Genomic DNA, 16,824 nt, shown 5'->3' on the forward strand with positions numbered 1-16,824 from the left:
TTCTTGCATCAGTGAGCCTTAAGGTTTTTCAGCTCGACCTGGGCAGCGCCTTCGGCGGCGGTACTGATCTGGCCGATGACCCAAGGTTGCTCGCCGGCTTCACGCAGTACATTCAAGGCCGTTTCAACGTGCTCCTGGGCCACGCAGATCACCATGCCTACGCCGCAGTTCAGCACGCGGTGCATTTCGGTTTCATCGACGTTGCCTTTCTCTTGCAGCCAGTCGAACACGGCCGGACGGGTCCAGCTCGCCACGTCAACCACCGCCTGGGCGCCTTTTGGCAGTACGCGCGGGATGTTGTCCAGCAGGCCGCCACCGGTGATGTGGGCCATGGCCTTGACGGCGCCGGTGTCCTTGATCAGCTTGAGCAGCGGCTTGACGTAGATGCGGGTCGGGGCCATCAGCAGGTCGGCCAGTGGCTTGCCGTCGAGATGGGTGTTCTCGATGTCGGCACCCGAGACTTCGATGATCTTGCGGATCAGCGAGTAACCGTTGGAGTGCGGGCCGGACGATGGCAGGGCGAGCAGGGCATCGCCAGTGGCGACTTTCGAACCGTCGATGATTTCGGATTTTTCCACGACACCGACGCAGAAGCCGGCCAGGTCGTAGTCTTCGCCTTCGTACATGCCTGGCATTTCAGCGGTTTCGCCGCCGACCAGGGAGCAGCCGGACAGCTCGCAGCCGGCGCCAATGCCGGTTACCACCTGGGCGGCGGTGTCGACGTTCAGTTTGCCGGTGGCGTAGTAGTCGAGGAAGAACAGCGGCTCGGCGCCGCACACCACCAGGTCGTTCACGCACATGGCCACCAGGTCGATGCCGATGCTGTCGTGCTTGTTCAGGTTCAGGGCCAGACGCAGCTTGGTGCCGACGCCGTCAGTGCCCGAAACCAGCACCGGTTGCTTGTAGCCGGCCGGGATCTCGCAGAGGGCGCCGAAACCGCCCAGGCCGCCCATGACTTCCGGGCGCGCAGTGCGCTTGGCGACGCTCTTGATGCGTTCGACCAATGCTTCACCGGCGTCGATGTCTACACCGGCGTCCTTGTAGCTCAGGGAGGGTTGCTTGCTCATGATCCAGGCCTTTAGGGGGGATTTCTGGGTAACGACCGACCGCCGGGGCCATTGAATAACCGTTGTACGAATTATTCCGGGTGCCCAGCCATTGCCGGTCTGCGAAGGCGCGCGATTTTATCAGGCTTGAGGGGCAGCGGCCATCCTCGCGCCGACGGGCAGGGACATATCCTTGGAAAAAAACCGATATTTCTCCTATTGGTGCTGCGCGATGCGTCTGTATAAGGTGTAGCGGTAACCGGCTATGGTTATGACAGTGCGAAACTTCCAGCGGGTGTGTGAATGTTTTGCCAGGTGCTGTGGTCACAGCCATGCTCAATTTTCTTCACACGGCCTGTTCCAGCCGTTATGTCCGGGAATCTTCCATGCGTTTTTTCAAACTCTTGTCTGTGGGCTGCCTGTCGTTGATCAGCGTGGCGAGCCATGCCGAAAACCTCAATAGCCTCTATCAGGTGCTCGAGCCGGTCAGCAGCCAGGCCCCGCAAGAGCGTGACCAGGCGACTTTGCGCGCCCTCGACACGCTGGTGCTGCGCCTGACCGGCGATGCCAAGGCCGCGCAGAATCCCGGTCTGGCGGCGATCCGCAAGGATCCCCAGCAGATCATTCTTCAATATGGTTACGACGCCGGGCCGCCGGAAAGCCTCAAGGTGGATTTCGATCCAGCGAGCACTGACCGGGCCTTGCGCTCGGCGGGCTTGTCGCTGTGGGGCGCGAATCGGCCTGCGATCCTGGGCTGGTGGCTGAACGACTCGGCTGAAGGTTCCAACCTGGTAGGCGATGGCCAGGGCAGTGCCGAGCCACTGCGCCGCGCCGCCCAGCACCGCGGCCTGCCGCTGCACCTGCCCCTGGCGGATTTGAGCGAGCAGATCGTTGCTACCGCACCAAACCTGGAAGGCAGTGATCCGGCCCCGCTGCGCGAGGCATCGCAGCGTTATGGTGCAGACGCCTTGCTGGCGGTCCATGCCAAGGAAGAGGGCGGCCAATGGCAGGCGACCTGGCGCTTGTGGCAGGGTGACCAGCGCGAGCAGGGCAATGCCCAGGGCGCCGACCCTGCCGCCCTGGCTGATGCGGTGATGCTGGCGGTGAGTCAACGCCTGGCGCCGCGTTTCGTTACCAAGCCGGGCGTGGCCACCGAGCAGCTGCTGGAAGTGCAGGGCATGAACCTGGAGCGTTATGCGGCGCTTGGGCGTTTGCTCGAGCCGTTCGGTGGGCAGTTGCAGCGGGTTGAAGGGGACCGGATCATTTATCGGGTCAACGGCAGCGCCGAACAGTTGAAAGCGCAATTGGCCCTGGCGAAACTGCAGGAAATTCCTGCCGGCGAAGCCGTCGCGCCAGTGCCTATGGCCCAGCCAGCCGCTGATGGCTCCATTCCGGCCGCCGCGCCAGCGCCAGCGCCGACCGCCAACCTGCGGTTTCGCTGGTAGTTTTTCTTTCTTATATAGCTAGGAGTGGTTCATGGGCGATACGCGGCGTTGGTTCTGGTTGGGTGGGGTCGCCCTGCTGTTTGTGTTCATCTATTTGCTGCATCCGATCCTCACGCCGTTCCTGGTTGCGTTGCTCCTGGCCTATCTGTTCGACCCACTGGTAGATCGCCTGGAAAAACTCGGCCTGTCCAGGACCTGGGGCGTGGTGTCGGTGTTTGGGCTGATCATCTTGATTGTCATTGCTCTGATGCTGGTGCTGATACCGATGCTGGCCAAGCAACTGATGCGCCTGTACGAGCTGGCGCCGCAGATGCTCGACTGGTTACAGCACACTGCCGTGCCGTGGGTGCAGTCGAGGCTGGGGTTGGCTGAAGGCTTCTGGAAGTTCGACAAGGTCAAGGCGGCCATCAGCGAGCATATGGGCCAGACCTCTGACATCGTCGGTGTGGTGTTGAGCCAGGCCACAGCCTCGGGGCTGGCGTTGATCGGTTGGCTGGCGAACCTGGTGTTGATTCCGGTGGTGGCTTTTTATCTGCTGCGCGACTGGGACTTGATGATGGCCAAGATTCGCAGCCTGCTGCCACGCCATCGTGAAGAACGCATCATGACCCTGACCGGCGAATGCCATGAAGTGTTGGGGGCGTTTGTGCGAGGGCAATTGTTGGTGATGGTGGCGCTGGGCTTCATCTATGCGGCGGGATTGATGCTGGTGGGCCTGGAGCTGGGGCTATTGATCGGCTTGATCGCCGGGCTGGCGGCCATCGTGCCCTACATGGGCTTCGTCATCGGTATCGGCGCGGCGTTGATTGCCGGCTTGTTCCAGTTTGGCGGTGATCTGTACCCGATGGTCGGCATCGTGGCGGTGTTCATGGTCGGGCAAGCGCTGGAAGGCATGGTGCTGACACCGTTGCTGGTGGGTGATCGCATCGGCCTGCATCCAGTGGCGGTGATCTTTGCGATCCTGGCAGGGGGTGAGTTGTTCGGTTTTACCGGGGTCCTGCTGGCGCTGCCGGTGGCGGCGGTGATCATGGTGCTGGTGCGTCATATGCACGATCTGTACAAGGATTCAGACATCTACAGTGGCGTCGAAGACCCCGAGCTATAGCGCCAATGGCGGGCGCGGCGGTTGTCCCAGCGTCAGGGAAACCGTCGCTCCATCGTTCTGTCGCTGCAAACCTTTGATTTTGCTCGTGGTCCGGCGCATTGTGCGGTCCGCGTCACGGGTATAAACTTTGCGCACTTTACACAGAGGCCACTAACGGTTCTTTTGGAACTGTTCAGTCAGCATGAAACCGATTCAGCTGCCCCTAGGTGTGCGTCTGCGTGATGACGCCACCTTTATCAACTACTACCCAGGCGCCAATGCCGCTGCACTCGGCTATGTCGAGCGGCTTTGCGAAGCCGACGCCGGCTGGACCGAGAGCCTGATTTATCTGTGGGGCAAGGACGGGGTGGGGCGCACGCATCTGTTGCAGGCCGCTTGCCTGCGGTTCGAGCAATTGGGTGAGCCGGCGGTGTATCTGCCATTGGCCGAGTTGCTGGATCGCGGCGTGGAGATCCTCGACAACCTTGAACAGTACGAACTGGTCTGCCTGGATGATCTTCAGGCGGTGGCCGGCAAGGCTGATTGGGAAGAAGCGCTGTTTCACCTGTTCAACCGGTTACGCGACAGCGGCCGGCGTTTGCTGATTGCTGCATCGACATCGCCGCGGGAGCTGCCGGTGAAGCTGGCCGATCTCAAGTCCCGTCTCACCCTGGCGCTGATTTTCCAGATGCGCCCGCTCTCCGATGAAGACAAGCTCCGTGCATTGCAGTTGCGCGCTTCCCGGCGTGGCCTGCACCTGACCGATGAGGTCGGGCACTTCATCCTTACCCGCGGCACCCGCAGCATGAGCGCGTTGTTCGAACTGCTCGAACGTCTCGACCAGGCGTCGCTTCAGGCCCAGCGCAAGCTGACCATCCCTTTTTTGAAAGAAACCCTTGGCTGGTAGAAGTCGCAGCAATAGTGGCTTATAGCCTGTTTCTACCACGGCACAGCCCGCGTCCCTTCTGGGCTGCAGGCTGCAGAGGGTTGAAAACGGTTGGGGCGCTTAGATGTAAACCTAAAACCGAGAAGTCACATTTGCATCGATTGAATTTGCAAATGAGCTTGATAGTGGGCATAGTCTCGCCATCTTTACAACTTCAGCCACGGTCGTGCCCATGCTAAGTCGCTTCGCACCCCTGGTGCCTCTCGCACTCGTTACCCTGTTGTTCGGTTGTGCTGCCCACTCTCCAGTGTCCCAGCAAGCGCAACAACCACAGGTTCAAAATTCCGTTACTGCCCAGTCTTCCTCTGTTGCACTTGAGGAAGAAATGGCCACCGACAAAGAGCTGGCAGACTTCGCCGGCAGCAAGCCTTATCAGCTTCCGGTGCTGGCTGACAGCATCCTGGAGCGGGGCATGTCCTTGATCGGTACCCGCTATCGTTTTGGCGGTTCCTCCGAGGCCGGCTTCGATTGCAGCGGTTTCATCGGGTATCTGTTTCGCGAAGAGGCTGGCATGAGCCTGCCGCGCTCCACTCGCGAAATGATCAACGTGAAGGCCCCGCTGGTTGCTCGTAACGAGCTTGAGCCGGGCGACCTGCTGTTCTTCGCTACCAACGGTCGTCGTGGTCGCGTCAGTCACGCCGGTATCTACCTGGGTGACAACCAGTTCATCCATTCCAGCAGCCGTCGCAGCGGTGGCGTGCGAATCGACAGCCTGGGCGACAGCTACTGGAGCAAGACCTTCATCGAAGCCAAGCGCGCACTCGCGATGGCACCGACCGTGGTCACTGCTCGCAAGTAAGCTCACAGTTTGTAAGGCAAACTTAAAGTCTTACTTGAAGTTTGCCTCATAGCCGCTAGAATCCATGATCATTGATTGATGGCAATCCGCCTGCGTACTCCGCAGGCGGCTTTGTTTTCATGCCCACGGCAGAAAAGCCGCATCCAGATCAGGATTGTTCTGCATATGTCGACGTCGGCCCGCCTCGCTCTCATGCTCCTTGCCGCGCTGCTCAGCGCTTGCGCCAGCCGTACTCCGCCACCTGCGCCCGTGCGGGCTCCGGTGGTATTCGCACCCGCGCAAAGCTTTTCCCCGGTTGCCGAAGACGTGCTGTTCCGGGCGCTGGGGTTGGTGGGGACACCCTATCGTTGGGGCGGTAATACGCCGGATTCAGGCTTTGATTGCAGTGGCCTGATTGGCTATGTGTATCGCGATGCGGCCGGTATCTCCCTGCCGCGCTCCACCCGCGAGATGATTGGTATGCGCGCCCCGAGTGTCGGTAAGGAGGCGTTGCAGACCGGTGATTTGATTTTCTTCGCCACCAACGGTGGCTCTCAGGTCAGCCATGCCGGGATCTATGTCGGGGAGGGGCGTTTCGTCCACGCGCCAGCGACCGGGGGTACGGTCAAGCTCGATAGCCTGTCTAAGGCTTATTGGCAGAAAGCCTATCTCAGTGCCAAGCGTGTGCTGCAACCGGCGCATCTGGCGCGTAATCCCTGACGATTCAAGTTCGCTTTTTGCGCCGGCTCAGCAGAGCTCTTGTGGCGAGAGAACAATCCCTCGCCACAGGTTCCAGTGTTCAGGTCAGCTTCTTCAGCGGTTATTTAGCCCAAACCCGCCAAATCTTGTTCCCCACATCATCTGCCACCAACAGCCCGCCCTGTTTGTCGATCACCACACCCACTGGTCGGCCTTGGGCTTTTTCATCTGCATTCAGGAAACCGGTCAGCACATCCACCGGTTGCCCCACCGGCTTGCCGGCGTTGAAGGGTACGAAAATCACTTTATAGCCGCTGTGGGGTTTACGGTTCCATGAGCCGTGCTGCCCGATGAAAGCCCCTTCGGTAAACGGCGCTGGCAAGGTGCTGCCTTCGGCGAATGTCAGCCCCAGTGACGCGGTGTGTGGGCCGACGGCGTAATCCGGGGCGATGGCCTTGGCCACCAGTTCCGGTTTTTGTGGCTCGACCCGCTTATCGACGTGCTGCCCGTAATAGCTATAGGGCCAACCATAGAAGGCGCCGTCCTTGACTGAGGTGATGTAGTCCGGGACCAGGTCGCTGCCGATCTCATCGCGCTCATTCACCGCGGTCCATAGCGCGCCACTGCGCGGCTCCCAGGCCAGGCCGTTGGGGTTGCGCAGGCCCGAGGCGAAGATGCGGTGATTGCCGCTGGCACGGTCCACTTCCCAGATGGCCGCGCGGCCTTCCTCGGCCTCCATGCCGTTTTCCCCGACATTGCTGTTCGAACCGGTAGTGACGTACAGCTTGCTGCCGTCCTGGCTGGCGATCACGTTTTTGGTCCAGTGGTGATTGAGCGTGCCACCCGGCAGGTCGACGACCTTGGTCGGCTGCGCCTTGATTTGCGTATCGCCCTCTTTATAAGGGAAGCGAATCAGTCGGTCGGTGTCGGCCACGTACAGATCATTGCCCACCAGTGTCATGCCGAACGGTGAATTGAGGTTTTCCAGAAAGACCGTACGGGTTTCGGCGATGCCGTCATGATTGGCATCACGCAACAGGGTAATGCGATTGGGGCTGGGCACCCCCGCGCCGGCGCGGCCCATGACTTTCTCCATGACCCAGCCACGAATGCCTTTGGAGTCGTCCGGTTTGGGCGGCGCGTTGGTTTCTGCCACCAGCACGTCACCGTTGGGTAGCACGTAGAGCCAGCGTGGATGATCCAGCCCTTCGGCGAATGCGCCCACTTGCAGGCCCTGGGCCGGGGTAGGTTTGGCGCCATCCGGCCAGCCGATAGCCTCGGCAATGTTGACGGTGGGGATCAGGGTCTTGTTCGGTTCCGGCAGTTTTGGCGAGGGGCCAGTGCCGTCGGAAACCTGCAGTGTGGAGGACTCGCCGCAAGCAACAAGCCCTGCGGCCAATGCGACGATCAGAAGGTGTGGTGGCTTGAGCATGCGGGCTTCCCTATGAGTGCATGGTGGTTATTCATAGAGAAGCTTAGACCCGCGATGGTTCAACCGGTCAGCCGTGGGCCTGCTTGAACAGCACGGCGATGCCCGGATGATACTGCCCGGCCTCATTGCGCAACTTGCGATAGGCATAAGGGAAGTACCAGGCCACGGCGCAGGTATTTTCCTTCTGCAGTTCATCGATCATGTCCTGCAGTTCTTCCGGCGTGGCGCTCTGCTGGGCCTTTTGTGGTGCGACGAACAGGCAGCCCAATCGCAGGTCACTGGAATAGCTGATACGTTTGGCATCGCTGGTGATGTCGAGCAGCGGCTGGGTGAGATTGAGGTTCTTGACCTTCGGCCAGCGTTGAGTGGCCTGGATGAACGCGCGCTCCTCGGTGCCGGCGATGAACAGATCGGCGCTGACGTTGCGTTCGCCTTCTTCATTCTGTTTGCGAGTGGGGGTGTTCTGCAGCGTGACCATCTCGGCCATCCAGGCTGCGGCCGAGAGCAAGCCAAGATTGGCTTTTTCATCGAACCAGTAAGGTGTGTCGTTATCGCCGCGCACGGCGTTGTAACGGTCGATACAGTCAAACCAGCGTTCCAGCACCGGGCGCAGGAATTCCAGTTTTGGATTGCTGATGATCATGCCTTGCATGCTTTTGCCCTCTTGTTATTGTGATATCGGGTCGTGATGCCTATTTGATATCACTTGCCGCAGCATGGCACAAGATTGGCGTCATTTTATTGATCAGGGCCAATGTCCGCTGTTGAACCTGTGCCGGCTTTAATTGACGCTCCACCCCCAACCCTCTAACCTTCGCGGCTTGTTTCAGGTGCTCTGTGACCGGGCGATCGTTGGGTCGACAGAGTGAAACAGGGAAGCCGGTGAGTGCATACGAACCCGGCGCTGCCCCCGCAACGGTAAATGAGTCAACGCTGCGCCTGGCACTACACAGGCCACCAGCCACTGTGTCCGTAGACATGGGAAGGCGCGCAGCCCGGCATCACGCCGCTCATGAGCCCGGAGACCGGCCTGATTCATCCAACGGCATCACGGTGGGCGATGCCAGGCTTGTTGCCGTCTTTTTTGTGCCCGCCCGCCGTTATCCAATCCCAACGGAGAGCTCCCATGACCCACACCCCCGATCGCGACGAACGCCACCTGGCGCGCATGCTGCGCAAGAAAGCCGTGATCGACGAGCGCATCGCCAACTCGCCCAACGAATGTGGCCTGCTGCTGGTGCTGACCGGCAACGGCAAGGGTAAGAGCAGTTCTGCGTTCGGCATGCTGGCCCGGTCCATGGGCCATGGCATGCAATGCGGCGTGGTGCAATTCATCAAGGGGCGTAACAGCACCGGTGAAGAGCTGTTTTTCCGTCGCTTCCCGGAGCAGGTGCGCTTTCATGTCATGGGCGAAGGCTTCACTTGGGAAACCCAGGATCGCCAGCGCGACATCGCCGCGGCTGAAGCGGCCTGGGCAGTTTCGCGTCAATTGCTGAGCGACCCGTCCATAGGCCTGGTGGTGCTCGATGAACTCAACATTGCCCTCAAGCACGGTTATCTTGACCTGGACCAGGTGCTGAGCGACTTGCAGGCCCGTCCGCCGATGCAGCATGTGGTGGTGACCGGTCGCGGCGCCAAGCCGGAATTGATTGAACTGGCCGACACCGTCACCGAAATGGGCATGATCAAGCACGCGTTCCAGGCGGGTATCAAGGCGCAGAAGGGCGTCGAACTGTGAGCGATGTTCCCTTGGCGAGTCGTCACTGCCCGGCGGTGCTGATCGCCGCTCCTGCTTCCGGGCAGGGCAAAACCACGGTCACCGCCGCCCTGGCCCGCTTGCACCGCAAGCAGGGCCGTAGGGTGCGGGTCTTCAAGTGCGGACCTGATTTCCTCGACCCGATGATCCTGGAGCGGGCCAGCGGCGCGCCGGTCTACCAACTGGACATGTGGATGGTCGGCGAGCAGGAGAGTCGTCGATTGTTGTGGGAAGCTGCTGCCGAAGCCGACTTGATTCTGATCGAAGGGGTGATGGGGCTGTTCGATGGCACGCCATCGAGTGCCGATCTGGCCCGGCACTTCGGCGTGCCGGTGCTGGCGGTGATCGATGGCACGGCCATGGCCCAGACCTTCGGTGCCCTGGCCCTGGGCCTGGCGCGGTATCAGCCGGACTTGCCTTTCGCCGGGGTACTGGCCAATCGGGTCGGCACCTTGCGTCATGCGCAGTTGCTCGAAGGCAGCCTGACCGAAGGCCTGCGCTGGTACGGCGCCCTGTCACGGGAAACCGGTATCGAGCTGCCAAGTCGCCACCTTGGGTTGGTCCAGGCCAGTGAATTGAATGATCTGGACCTGCGCCTCGACGCCGCCGCCGATGCCTTGGCTGGCAGTTGTGAAGTGGCGTTGCCGCCGGCTGTGGAGTTCGTCGCGCCAGCGGTGATTGCCGCGCAGCCGTGGCTGGAAGGTGTGCACATCGCCGTGGCCCGGGACGAAGCGTTCGCCTTCACCTATGGCGCCAGCCTTGATTTGTTGCGAGCCATGGGCGCGCAACTGAGCTTCTTTTCACCTATTCATGACAGCGAACTGCCGGCGGCGGACAGCCTGTATCTGCCCGGTGGCTATCCGGAATTGCACCATGTTGCGCTGGCGCAAAACGCGCCGATGCTGGCGGCGATCCGCGCGCACCATCAAGCAGGCAAACCCTTGCTGGCTGAATGCGGCGGCATGCTTTATCTGTTGGACTCGTTGACGGATGTGGACGGCACCCGCGCCGAGCTGCTTGGGTTGCTGGCCGGTGACGCGCAGATGCAAAAGCGTCTGGCGGCCCTGGCGCTGCAATCGGTGGAGTTGCCGGAGGGCACTTTGCGCGGGCATACCTATCATCATTCCCTCACCAGCACCGGGCTGGAGCCGATTGCCCGAGGCCATAGCCCCAATGGCGGGCGTGGCGCGGAGGCGGTTTTCCGGCAGGGTCGGATGACGGCTTCCTATGTGCACTTCTATTTTCCGTCGAATCCAAGGGCGATTGCCGCGCTGTTTGCGCCTGATCCTGAGGCCGCTATCGCCAACAGGCTCGCCCCCACCTCTGATCACCTGACCCCTGTGGGAGCGAGCCTGCTCGCGAAGCGGTCATGACAGACAACTCCTTCTCCCAGGCCGAACGCGATGCCGTCTACCGGGCCATCGCCGAACGCCGCGACATGCGCCACTTCACCGGCGGCACCGTTGAGCCAGCGTTGCTGCGCCGCCTGCTGGAAGCCGCGCATCAAGCCCCCAGTGTGGGTCTGATGCAGCCGTGGCGGTTCATTCGCATCAGCGACCGCGCCTTGCGTGGGCAACTCCGTCAACTGGTGGAACAGGAACGCATCCGCACCGCCGAGGCCCTGGGCGAGCGCAGCGATGAATTCATGAAGCTCAAGGTCGAAGGCCTCAACGACTGCGCCGAAGTGCTGGTGGCGGCGTTGATGGATGATCGCGAGCGCTATGTCTTCGGTCGACGAACCCTGCCGGAAATGGACCTGGCCTCGCTGTCTTGCGCGATTCAGAATCTGTGGCTGGCTTCTCGCGCCGAAGGGCTGGGGATGGGCTGGGTTTCTCTGTTCGAGCCCCAGGCCCTGGCCGAGCTGTTGGGCCTGCCCGCCGGCGCCAAACCGCTGGCAATATTGTGCCTGGGGCCGGTCGAGGGGTTTTACCCGGCACCGATGCTCGCTCTGGAAGGCTGGGCGCAGCCGCGTGCGCTGGATGAATTGCTCTACGAAAACCATTGGGGAGTAAGCCCATGAGTGTGGCGTTGCTCAGTGCTGCCGCGGTGGCGCTGGATGCGCTGTTGGGCGAACCCCGACGCTGGCATCCGCTGGTGGCGTTCGGTCGCTTTGCCGATCGTATCGAACAACGTTTCAACTCCGGCGGGCGTGGCTGGCGCAGCCATGGCGTGACGGCGTGGATCATCGCCGTGGTGCCGTTGACCCTGCTCGCGACGGCGCTGTCCTGGGCGCCGTTGGTGGGCTGGCTGGTGGAAATCCTGGCGCTGTACCTCGCCCTTGGCCTGCGCAGTCTCGGGGAGCATGTCGAGCCAGTGGCCCGGGCTCTGCGCGGCGGGGATCTGGATGAAGCGCGCCGGCGGGTCGGCTATCTGGTCAGTCGCGAAACCGCCGAACTGGATGAGACTGCCGTTGCCCGTGCCGCCACTGAGTCGGTGCTGGAGAACGGCAGCGACGCGGTGTTCGCCGCGCTGTTCTGGTTCGCCGTCGCGGGCGCGCCTGGTGTGGTGTTATACCGCCTGAGCAATACCCTCGACGCCATGTGGGGCTATCGCAACGAGCGCTTTGAGCGTTTCGGTTGGGCAGCGGCCAAGATCGATGATGGGCTCAACTACATTCCGGCGCGCCTGGTGGCGCTGACTTACGCCGTGCTTGGAAAAACCCGCCTGGCGCTCAAGTGCTGGCGCACTCAGGGCCCGACCTGGGACAGTCCCAATGCCGGGCCCGTGATGGCCGCCGGCGCGGGTGCGCTGGGGGTCGAACTGGGTGGCGCGGCGGTGTATCACGGCCAATTGCATCAACGTCCGCCCTTGGGCGAAGGCGCGCCGGCGAACGCCGACGCCATTGATCGCGGCTGGCAACTGGTCCAGCGTGGCGTATGGTTGTGGTTGCTGATTCTCTGCCTGGGAGCTGAGTTTTATGCTTGAGCACGGTGGGCGCCTGCGCAACGCGGCCCGGCAATACGCGATTGCCGAGGCGCACTGGCTGGATCTGTCCAGCGGCCTGGCGCCCTGGCCGTTCGACGTGCCGGCGATTGCACCGCGGGCTTGGGCACGCCTGCCTGAGACCGATGACGGGTTGGAACAGGCCGCCTGCGATTATTACGGCGCCAAGCATGTGCTGCCGGTGGCGGGCTCGCAGATGGCCATCCAACTCTTGCCGCGCCTGCGTCGGGCCGGCAAGGTCGGCGTCCTCTCACCCTGTTACGCCGAACACGCCGAAGCCTGGCGCCGCAGTGGTTACATCGTGCGTGAAGTGCTGGAGCCGGAGGTGGACTTCTTCCTCGACAGCCTTGACGTGCTGGTGGTGGTCAACCCCAACAACCCCACGGGCTTGCTGTTGAGCCCCGAGCGCTTGCTGGACTGGCATGCCCGATTGGCCCAGCGCGGTGGCTGGCTGGTGGTGGATGAGGCGTTCATGGATGTCACGCCACAACTGAGCCTGGCCGCCCATGCCCATCAGGTCGGATTGATCGTGCTGCGTTCGTTCGGCAAGTTTTTTGGCCTGGCCGGGGCTCGCCTGGGATTTGTATTGGCCGAGCGCCACTTGCTCAAGTTGCTCGCCGAACAAGTCGGGCCGTGGGCCGTCAGCGGGCCGACCCGGGTGGTGGGCCAGGCGTGCCTGCTGGACACCGACGCCCAGGCCCGCCAGCGCCAACGCTGCGAAGACACCAGTCAGCGCCTGGCGCTGACGCTCGAACGCCACGGCTTCAAGCCTCAGGGCGGCTGCGGGTTGTTCCAATGGCTGGTCACTGAGCACGCCCAGGCACTTTACGATTTCATGGCCCAGCGCGGCATTCTTCTGCGGTTGTTTACCCATACCAGCAGCCTGCGCTTCGGGTTGCCGGCCGATGACGGTGAATTCCTGCGCCTGGAACAAGCTTTCGAGGCCTACGCCAAGGACATCCAATGACCACTGTAATGGTGCAGGGCACCACGTCCGATGCCGGCAAAAGCACTCTCGTCACGGCGTTGTGCCGCTGGGTCAGGCGTCAGGGGGTGAGCGTGGTGCCGTTCAAACCACAGAACATGGCACTCAACAGCGCGGTAACGGCCGATGGCGGTGAAATCGGCCGTGCCCAGGCCGTGCAGGCCCAGGCGGCCGGTCTCCAACCGCATACCGACATGAACCCGGTGCTGCTCAAGCCCAACAGCGACACCGGCGCCCAGGTCATTATCCATGGCCGCGCCGTCACCACCATGAATGCCGTGGCCTATCACGATTACAAAGCCATCGCGATGCAAGCGGTGCTGGCCTCCCACGAACGTTTGAGCGCGGCGTATCCGGTGGTGATGGTGGAGGGCGCGGGTTCCCCGGCGGAGATCAATCTGCGCGCCGGTGACATTGCCAACATGGGCTTTGCCGAGGCGGTGGACTGTCCGGTGCTGCTGATTGCCGATATCAATCGCGGCGGCGTCTTCGCCCACCTTGTGGGTACCCTGGAGCTGCTTTCGCCCAGCGAACAGGCGCGGGTCAAGGGCTTCATCATCAACCGTTTTCGCGGCGACATCGCCCTGCTGCAACCGGGCCTGGACTGGCTTGAGGCGCGCACCGGCAAACCGGTGATTGGCGTGTTGCCGTACGTGATGGACCTGCATCTGGAAGCCGAGGACGGTCTCGATCAACGGCAGGCCGACAAGGCCGAGCAGGTGCTCAAGGTAGTGGTGCCGGTATTGCCGCGCATCAGCAACCACACCGATTTCGATCCGCTGCGCCTGCATCCGCAGGTCGATCTGCAATTCATCGGCCCAGGCCAGCCCATTCCCGCGGCTGACTTGATCATCCTGCCGGGTTCAAAGAGCGTGCGCAGTGACTTGGCCTACCTGCGCGCCAACGGTTGGGAGACGGCCATCCATCGTCACCTGCGTTATGGAGGCAAGTTGCTAGGCATCTGCGGCGGTTTGCAGATGCTCGGCCAGCAGGTCCACGATCCGCTGGGGCTGGAAGGGGCCGCGGGCTCCAGCACCGGGCTGGGCTTGCTGGCTTTCGAAACGACCCTGGAACACGAGAAGCAGTTGCGCAATGTGCGCGGTCGACTGGCCCTGGAAGAGGCCGAGGTCAGCGGGTATGAAATCCATGCCGGTGTAACCTCAGGCCCGGCATTGGAAAACCCGGCGGTGCAGTTGGATGACGGGCGTTGTGATGGCGCCCAGAGTCTGGATGGACAGATTTTCGGCACCTATCTGCATGGGCTGTTCGAGTCACCGGCGGCCAGCAGCGCCTTGTTGCGTTGGGCCGGGTTGCAGAATGTGCAGGCGGTGGACTACCACGGGTTGCGCGAGCGGGACATCGAGCGGTTGGCGGATCTGGTGGAGCGGCATTTGGATACCGGGCTGTTGCGTGAGCTGTGTGGGATCTAGGGTGGCTGCACTGGCCTCATCGCGAGCAGGCTCGCTCCCACAAGGGACTTGTGTGCATCGCACAACCACTGTGGGAGCGAGCCTGCTCGCGATGAAGCCGGCAGCAACACGGCCAATTTGAAAGGTAAAAAACATGCTGCAACTGATCCTCGGCGGCGCCCGCTCCGGTAAGAGTCGCCTGGCCGAAAAGCTCGCCACAGACAGCCGATTGCCCGTTACCTACATCGCCACCAGCCAACCTCTGGATGGCGAGATGAACGAACGGGTCGCCCAACACCGCGCTCGCCGTCCGGCCGAATGGGCGCTGGTGGAGGAGCCGTTGGCCCTGGCGCGGGTGCTGCGCGATAACGCCGGTTCAGGGCAATGCCTGTTGGTGGATTGCCTGACCCTGTGGCTGACCAATCTGCTGATGCTCGACAACCTCGAGCAGTTGAACGCCGAGCGTGACGCTCTACTGGAGTGCGTTGGCGCGCTGCCGGGCGAAATCATTTTTGTCAGCAACGAGACCGGAATGGGTGTCGTGCCGCTGGGCGAGTTGACTCGCCGTTATGTCGATGAAGCCGGTTGGCTGCATCAAGCTTTGGCCGAACGTTGCCAGCGCGTCGTGCTGACCGTTGCCGGCTTGCCCCTGACTCTCAAAGGTACTGCGTTATGAATCATCGCTGGTGGCTGGACCCGTGCAAGCCCCTCGACACCCAGGCCCTGGAGCAGGCTGCGGTCCGTCAGCAACAACTGACCAAGCCGGCCGGCTCCCTGGGGCGACTCGAGGCAGTGGCGGTGCAACTGGCGGGTTTGCAAGGGCAGGTCAAGCCGAGCCTGGATCAACTCTGGATCGCAATTTTCGCAGGTGATCACGGTGTGGTGGCCGAAGGCGTATCGGCCTATCCCCAGGAAGTCACCGGGCAGATGCTCCTCAACTTCGTCAGCGGTGGCGCGGCGATCAGTGTATTGGCGCGGCAACTGGGCGCCTCGTTGGAAGTGGTTGACCTGGGCACTGTGACGCCTTCGCTGGCGCTACCCGGTGTGCGGCATCTGAACGTGGGGCCAGGTACCGCGAATTTCGTGCAGGGGCCGGCGATGACCGTGACCCAAGGCGAGCAGGCATTGCTGGCCGGACGTGACAGTGTGTTGCGTGCTGTCGCCGCCGGAACGCAGCTGTTCATCGGCGGCGAAATGGGCATTGGCAACACCACGGCGGCCAGTGCCCTGGCCTGTGCCTTGCTTGACTGCCCGGTGACTCACCTGGTCGGGCCGGGCACCGGGCTGGACGCCGCGGGTGTCAGCCGCAAGGCTCAAGTCATCGAGCGCGCCCTGGCGTTGCACGGTGCACAGCGTAACGATCCACTGCAAACACTGTTCAACCTGGGCGGGTTTGAAATCGCAGCGTTGGCTGGCGCGTATCTGGCCTGCGCCCAGCAGGGCGTTGCGGTGCTGGTGGATGGTTTCATCTGCAGCGTCGCAGCACTGGTGGCGGTGCGTCTCAATCCTCAATGCAGGCAATGGCTGTTGTTCGGCCATCGCGGTGCCGAGCCGGGGCATCGGCACGTTCTGGAAACACTCGGCGCTGAGCCGCTCATGGACCTGGGCCTGCGCCTGGGTGAGGGCAGTGGTGCGGCGTTGGCGGTGCCGCTGTTGCGCCTGGCGTGTGATCTTCACGGGCAGATGGCGACGTTTGCCGAAGCGGCTGTGGCGGATCGCCCGGCATGACTTTGCACCTGGACCTGCTGCGCCACGGCGAGACCGAACTGGGCGGCGGGCTGCGTGGCAGCCTCGACGATGCCTTGACGGACAGGGGCTGGGAGCAGATGCGCGAGGCGGTCGCGGCGGGCGGGCCCTGGGATCGGCTGGTGAGTTCGCCGTTGCAGCGTTGCGCCCGTTTCACTGAGCAACTCGGCGTCCAGCTCGATGTGCCGGTGCACCTGGACAAGGATCTGCAGGAGCTGCATTTCGGCGCCTGGGAAGGCTGCAGCGCGGCGGCGTTGATGGACACCGACGCCGAGGCGCTGGGCCGCTTTTGGGCCGATCCCTACGCATTCACTCCGCCAGACGGCGAGCCGGTGCTGGAGTTTTCGAAGCGAGTCCTGGCGGCGGTTGAACGCCTGAGGACCGCGTATGCAGGGCAGCGCGTATTGCTGGTCAGCCATGGCGGGGTGATGCGCTTGCTGCTGGCGCGAGCCCGCGGTCTGCCTCGGGAGCAGTTGCTCAATGTAGAAGTGGCTCATGGCGCGCTGTTTTCTCTTCGGGTGTCGCCTGGTTCGGTGTTGAAGGAAGAGGGCTGAA

The 16,824-nt window shown here is 62.5% G+C and carries 17 protein-coding genes and 1 riboswitch; of the genes, 14 read left to right on the forward strand and 3 right to left on the reverse strand.

All coding sequences use genetic code 11. The annotated features are described in order from the left end of the window. Positions 1-8 precede the first annotated feature (8 nt). On the reverse strand, positions 9-1,067 hold the full coding sequence (gene purM / locus HQ912_RS08100) for a phosphoribosylformylglycinamidine cyclo-ligase (RefSeq protein ID WP_173406655.1): 1,059 nt from the start codon (positions 1,065-1,067) through the stop codon (positions 9-11). 365 nt (positions 1,068-1,432) lie between these two features. On the opposite strand from purM, the gene HQ912_RS08105 reads away from it, so the two are divergent. The 5 genes from HQ912_RS08105 (at position 1,433) to HQ912_RS08125 (ending at position 6,019) form a co-directional block, all read left to right on the forward strand. Continuing rightward, positions 1,433-2,491 (forward strand): DUF2066 domain-containing protein, encoded by a 1,059-nt coding sequence (locus tag HQ912_RS08105; protein ID WP_047228725.1) that lies wholly within the window; start codon positions 1,433-1,435, stop codon positions 2,489-2,491. Between the two features lie 31 nt (positions 2,492-2,522). Beyond that, positions 2,523-3,596 (forward strand): AI-2E family transporter, encoded by a 1,074-nt coding sequence (locus HQ912_RS08110; protein WP_047228724.1) that lies wholly within the window; start codon positions 2,523-2,525, stop codon positions 3,594-3,596. A 181-nt stretch (positions 3,597-3,777) separates the two neighbouring features. Then, on the forward strand, positions 3,778-4,482 hold the full coding sequence (gene hda / locus HQ912_RS08115) for a DnaA regulatory inactivator Hda (protein WP_003178999.1): 705 nt from the start codon (positions 3,778-3,780) through the stop codon (positions 4,480-4,482). A gap of 211 nt (positions 4,483-4,693) precedes the next feature. Then, positions 4,694-5,320: a C40 family peptidase gene (locus HQ912_RS08120; RefSeq protein WP_047228723.1), complete on the forward strand. Its 627-nt coding sequence runs from the start codon at positions 4,694-4,696 to the stop codon at positions 5,318-5,320. Between the two features lie 165 nt (positions 5,321-5,485). After that, positions 5,486-6,019, forward strand: coding sequence for a C40 family peptidase (locus HQ912_RS08125; RefSeq protein ID WP_047228722.1), 534 nt, complete (start codon positions 5,486-5,488; stop codon positions 6,017-6,019). Between the two features lie 100 nt (positions 6,020-6,119). On the opposite strand, the gene HQ912_RS08130 is transcribed toward HQ912_RS08125, so the two are convergent. Together HQ912_RS08130 and HQ912_RS08135 are read right to left on the reverse strand one after the other, a co-directional pair. Further along, positions 6,120-7,430 carry a PQQ-dependent sugar dehydrogenase gene (locus HQ912_RS08130; RefSeq protein ID WP_047228721.1) on the reverse strand — a complete coding sequence of 437 codons (1,311 nt, stop codon included), beginning with the start codon at positions 7,428-7,430 and terminating at the stop codon, positions 6,120-6,122. Between the two features lie 67 nt (positions 7,431-7,497). Then, entirely contained in the window at positions 7,498-8,082 is a 585-nt protein-coding gene (locus HQ912_RS08135; protein ID WP_047228720.1) for a hypothetical protein, read from the reverse strand. A 159-nt stretch (positions 8,083-8,241) separates the two neighbouring features. Further along, a riboswitch (cobalamin riboswitch) is annotated at positions 8,242-8,479 on the forward strand. Between the two features lie 77 nt (positions 8,480-8,556). Here HQ912_RS08135 and cobO point away from each other — a divergent pair. From cobO to cobC, 9 genes are all read left to right on the forward strand, one after another. Then, on the forward strand, positions 8,557-9,168 hold the full coding sequence (cobO, locus tag HQ912_RS08140; RefSeq protein ID WP_047228719.1) for a cob(I)yrinic acid a,c-diamide adenosyltransferase: 612 nt from the start codon (positions 8,557-8,559) through the stop codon (positions 9,166-9,168). Continuing rightward, a complete protein-coding gene (locus HQ912_RS08145) occupies positions 9,165-10,559 on the forward strand; it encodes a cobyrinate a,c-diamide synthase (RefSeq protein WP_047228718.1) in 1,395 nt (464 codons plus the stop codon). The genes cobO and HQ912_RS08145 overlap by 4 nt, the downstream gene beginning before the upstream one ends. After that, on the forward strand, positions 10,556-11,206 hold the full coding sequence (gene bluB / locus HQ912_RS08150) for a 5,6-dimethylbenzimidazole synthase (protein ID WP_047228717.1): 651 nt from the start codon (positions 10,556-10,558) through the stop codon (positions 11,204-11,206). The genes HQ912_RS08145 and bluB overlap by 4 nt, the downstream gene beginning before the upstream one ends. Further along, the gene (gene cbiB / locus HQ912_RS08155; protein WP_076383759.1) at positions 11,203-12,111 is read left to right on the forward strand and encodes an adenosylcobinamide-phosphate synthase CbiB; all 909 of its coding nucleotides are present in this window, start codon (positions 11,203-11,205) and stop codon (positions 12,109-12,111) included. Before bluB ends, cbiB begins: the two co-directional genes overlap by 4 nt. Then, entirely contained in the window at positions 12,104-13,096 is a 993-nt protein-coding gene (cobD, locus tag HQ912_RS08160; RefSeq protein WP_160894107.1) for a threonine-phosphate decarboxylase CobD, read from the forward strand. Before cbiB ends, cobD begins: the two co-directional genes overlap by 8 nt. Beyond that, on the forward strand, positions 13,093-14,544 hold the full coding sequence (locus HQ912_RS08165; RefSeq protein WP_076383761.1) for a cobyric acid synthase: 1,452 nt from the start codon (positions 13,093-13,095) through the stop codon (positions 14,542-14,544). Before cobD ends, HQ912_RS08165 begins: the two co-directional genes overlap by 4 nt. Positions 14,545-14,677: 133 nt before the next feature. Continuing rightward, positions 14,678-15,199, forward strand: coding sequence for a bifunctional adenosylcobinamide kinase/adenosylcobinamide-phosphate guanylyltransferase (gene cobU / locus HQ912_RS08170; protein ID WP_047228713.1), 522 nt, complete (start codon positions 14,678-14,680; stop codon positions 15,197-15,199). Beyond that, a complete protein-coding gene (gene cobT, locus HQ912_RS08175; protein ID WP_107321742.1) occupies positions 15,196-16,251 on the forward strand; it encodes a nicotinate-nucleotide--dimethylbenzimidazole phosphoribosyltransferase in 1,056 nt (351 codons plus the stop codon). The genes cobU and cobT overlap by 4 nt, the downstream gene beginning before the upstream one ends. Then, entirely contained in the window at positions 16,248-16,823 is a 576-nt protein-coding gene (cobC, locus tag HQ912_RS08180; protein ID WP_173406656.1) for an alpha-ribazole phosphatase family protein, read from the forward strand. Before cobT ends, cobC begins: the two co-directional genes overlap by 4 nt. Position 16,824: the final 1 nt, after the last annotated feature.

Source organism: Pseudomonas sp. MPDS, assembly GCF_013283895.1.
Classification (GTDB): domain Bacteria; phylum Pseudomonadota; class Gammaproteobacteria; order Pseudomonadales; family Pseudomonadaceae; genus Aquipseudomonas; species Aquipseudomonas rhizophila.

Excerpts from the sequence above, each read along its gene's own strand:
- purM (WP_173406655.1), bottom strand. The coding sequence starts at position 1,067 with ATGAGCAAGCAACCCTCCCTGAGCTACAAGGACGCCGGTGTAGACATC.
- HQ912_RS08105 (WP_047228725.1), top strand. The coding sequence starts at position 1,433 with ATGCGTTTTTTCAAACTCTTGTCTGTGGGCTGCCTGTCGTTGATCAGC.
- HQ912_RS08110 (WP_047228724.1), top strand. The coding sequence starts at position 2,523 with ATGGGCGATACGCGGCGTTGGTTCTGGTTGGGTGGGGTCGCCCTGCTG.
- hda (WP_003178999.1), top strand. The coding sequence starts at position 3,778 with ATGAAACCGATTCAGCTGCCCCTAGGTGTGCGTCTGCGTGATGACGCC.
- HQ912_RS08120 (WP_047228723.1), top strand. The coding sequence starts at position 4,694 with ATGCTAAGTCGCTTCGCACCCCTGGTGCCTCTCGCACTCGTTACCCTG.
- HQ912_RS08125 (WP_047228722.1), top strand. The coding sequence starts at position 5,486 with ATGTCGACGTCGGCCCGCCTCGCTCTCATGCTCCTTGCCGCGCTGCTC.
- HQ912_RS08130 (WP_047228721.1), bottom strand. The coding sequence starts at position 7,430 with ATGCTCAAGCCACCACACCTTCTGATCGTCGCATTGGCCGCAGGGCTT.
- HQ912_RS08135 (WP_047228720.1), bottom strand. The coding sequence starts at position 8,082 with ATGCAAGGCATGATCATCAGCAATCCAAAACTGGAATTCCTGCGCCCG.
- cobO (WP_047228719.1), top strand. The coding sequence starts at position 8,557 with ATGACCCACACCCCCGATCGCGACGAACGCCACCTGGCGCGCATGCTG.
- bluB (WP_047228717.1), top strand. The coding sequence starts at position 10,556 with ATGACAGACAACTCCTTCTCCCAGGCCGAACGCGATGCCGTCTACCGG.
- cbiB (WP_076383759.1), top strand. The coding sequence starts at position 11,203 with ATGAGTGTGGCGTTGCTCAGTGCTGCCGCGGTGGCGCTGGATGCGCTG.
- cobD (WP_160894107.1), top strand. The coding sequence starts at position 12,104 with ATGCTTGAGCACGGTGGGCGCCTGCGCAACGCGGCCCGGCAATACGCG.
- HQ912_RS08165 (WP_076383761.1), top strand. The coding sequence starts at position 13,093 with ATGACCACTGTAATGGTGCAGGGCACCACGTCCGATGCCGGCAAAAGC.
- cobU (WP_047228713.1), top strand. The coding sequence starts at position 14,678 with ATGCTGCAACTGATCCTCGGCGGCGCCCGCTCCGGTAAGAGTCGCCTG.
- cobT (WP_107321742.1), top strand. The coding sequence starts at position 15,196 with ATGAATCATCGCTGGTGGCTGGACCCGTGCAAGCCCCTCGACACCCAG.
- cobC (WP_173406656.1), top strand. The coding sequence starts at position 16,248 with ATGACTTTGCACCTGGACCTGCTGCGCCACGGCGAGACCGAACTGGGC.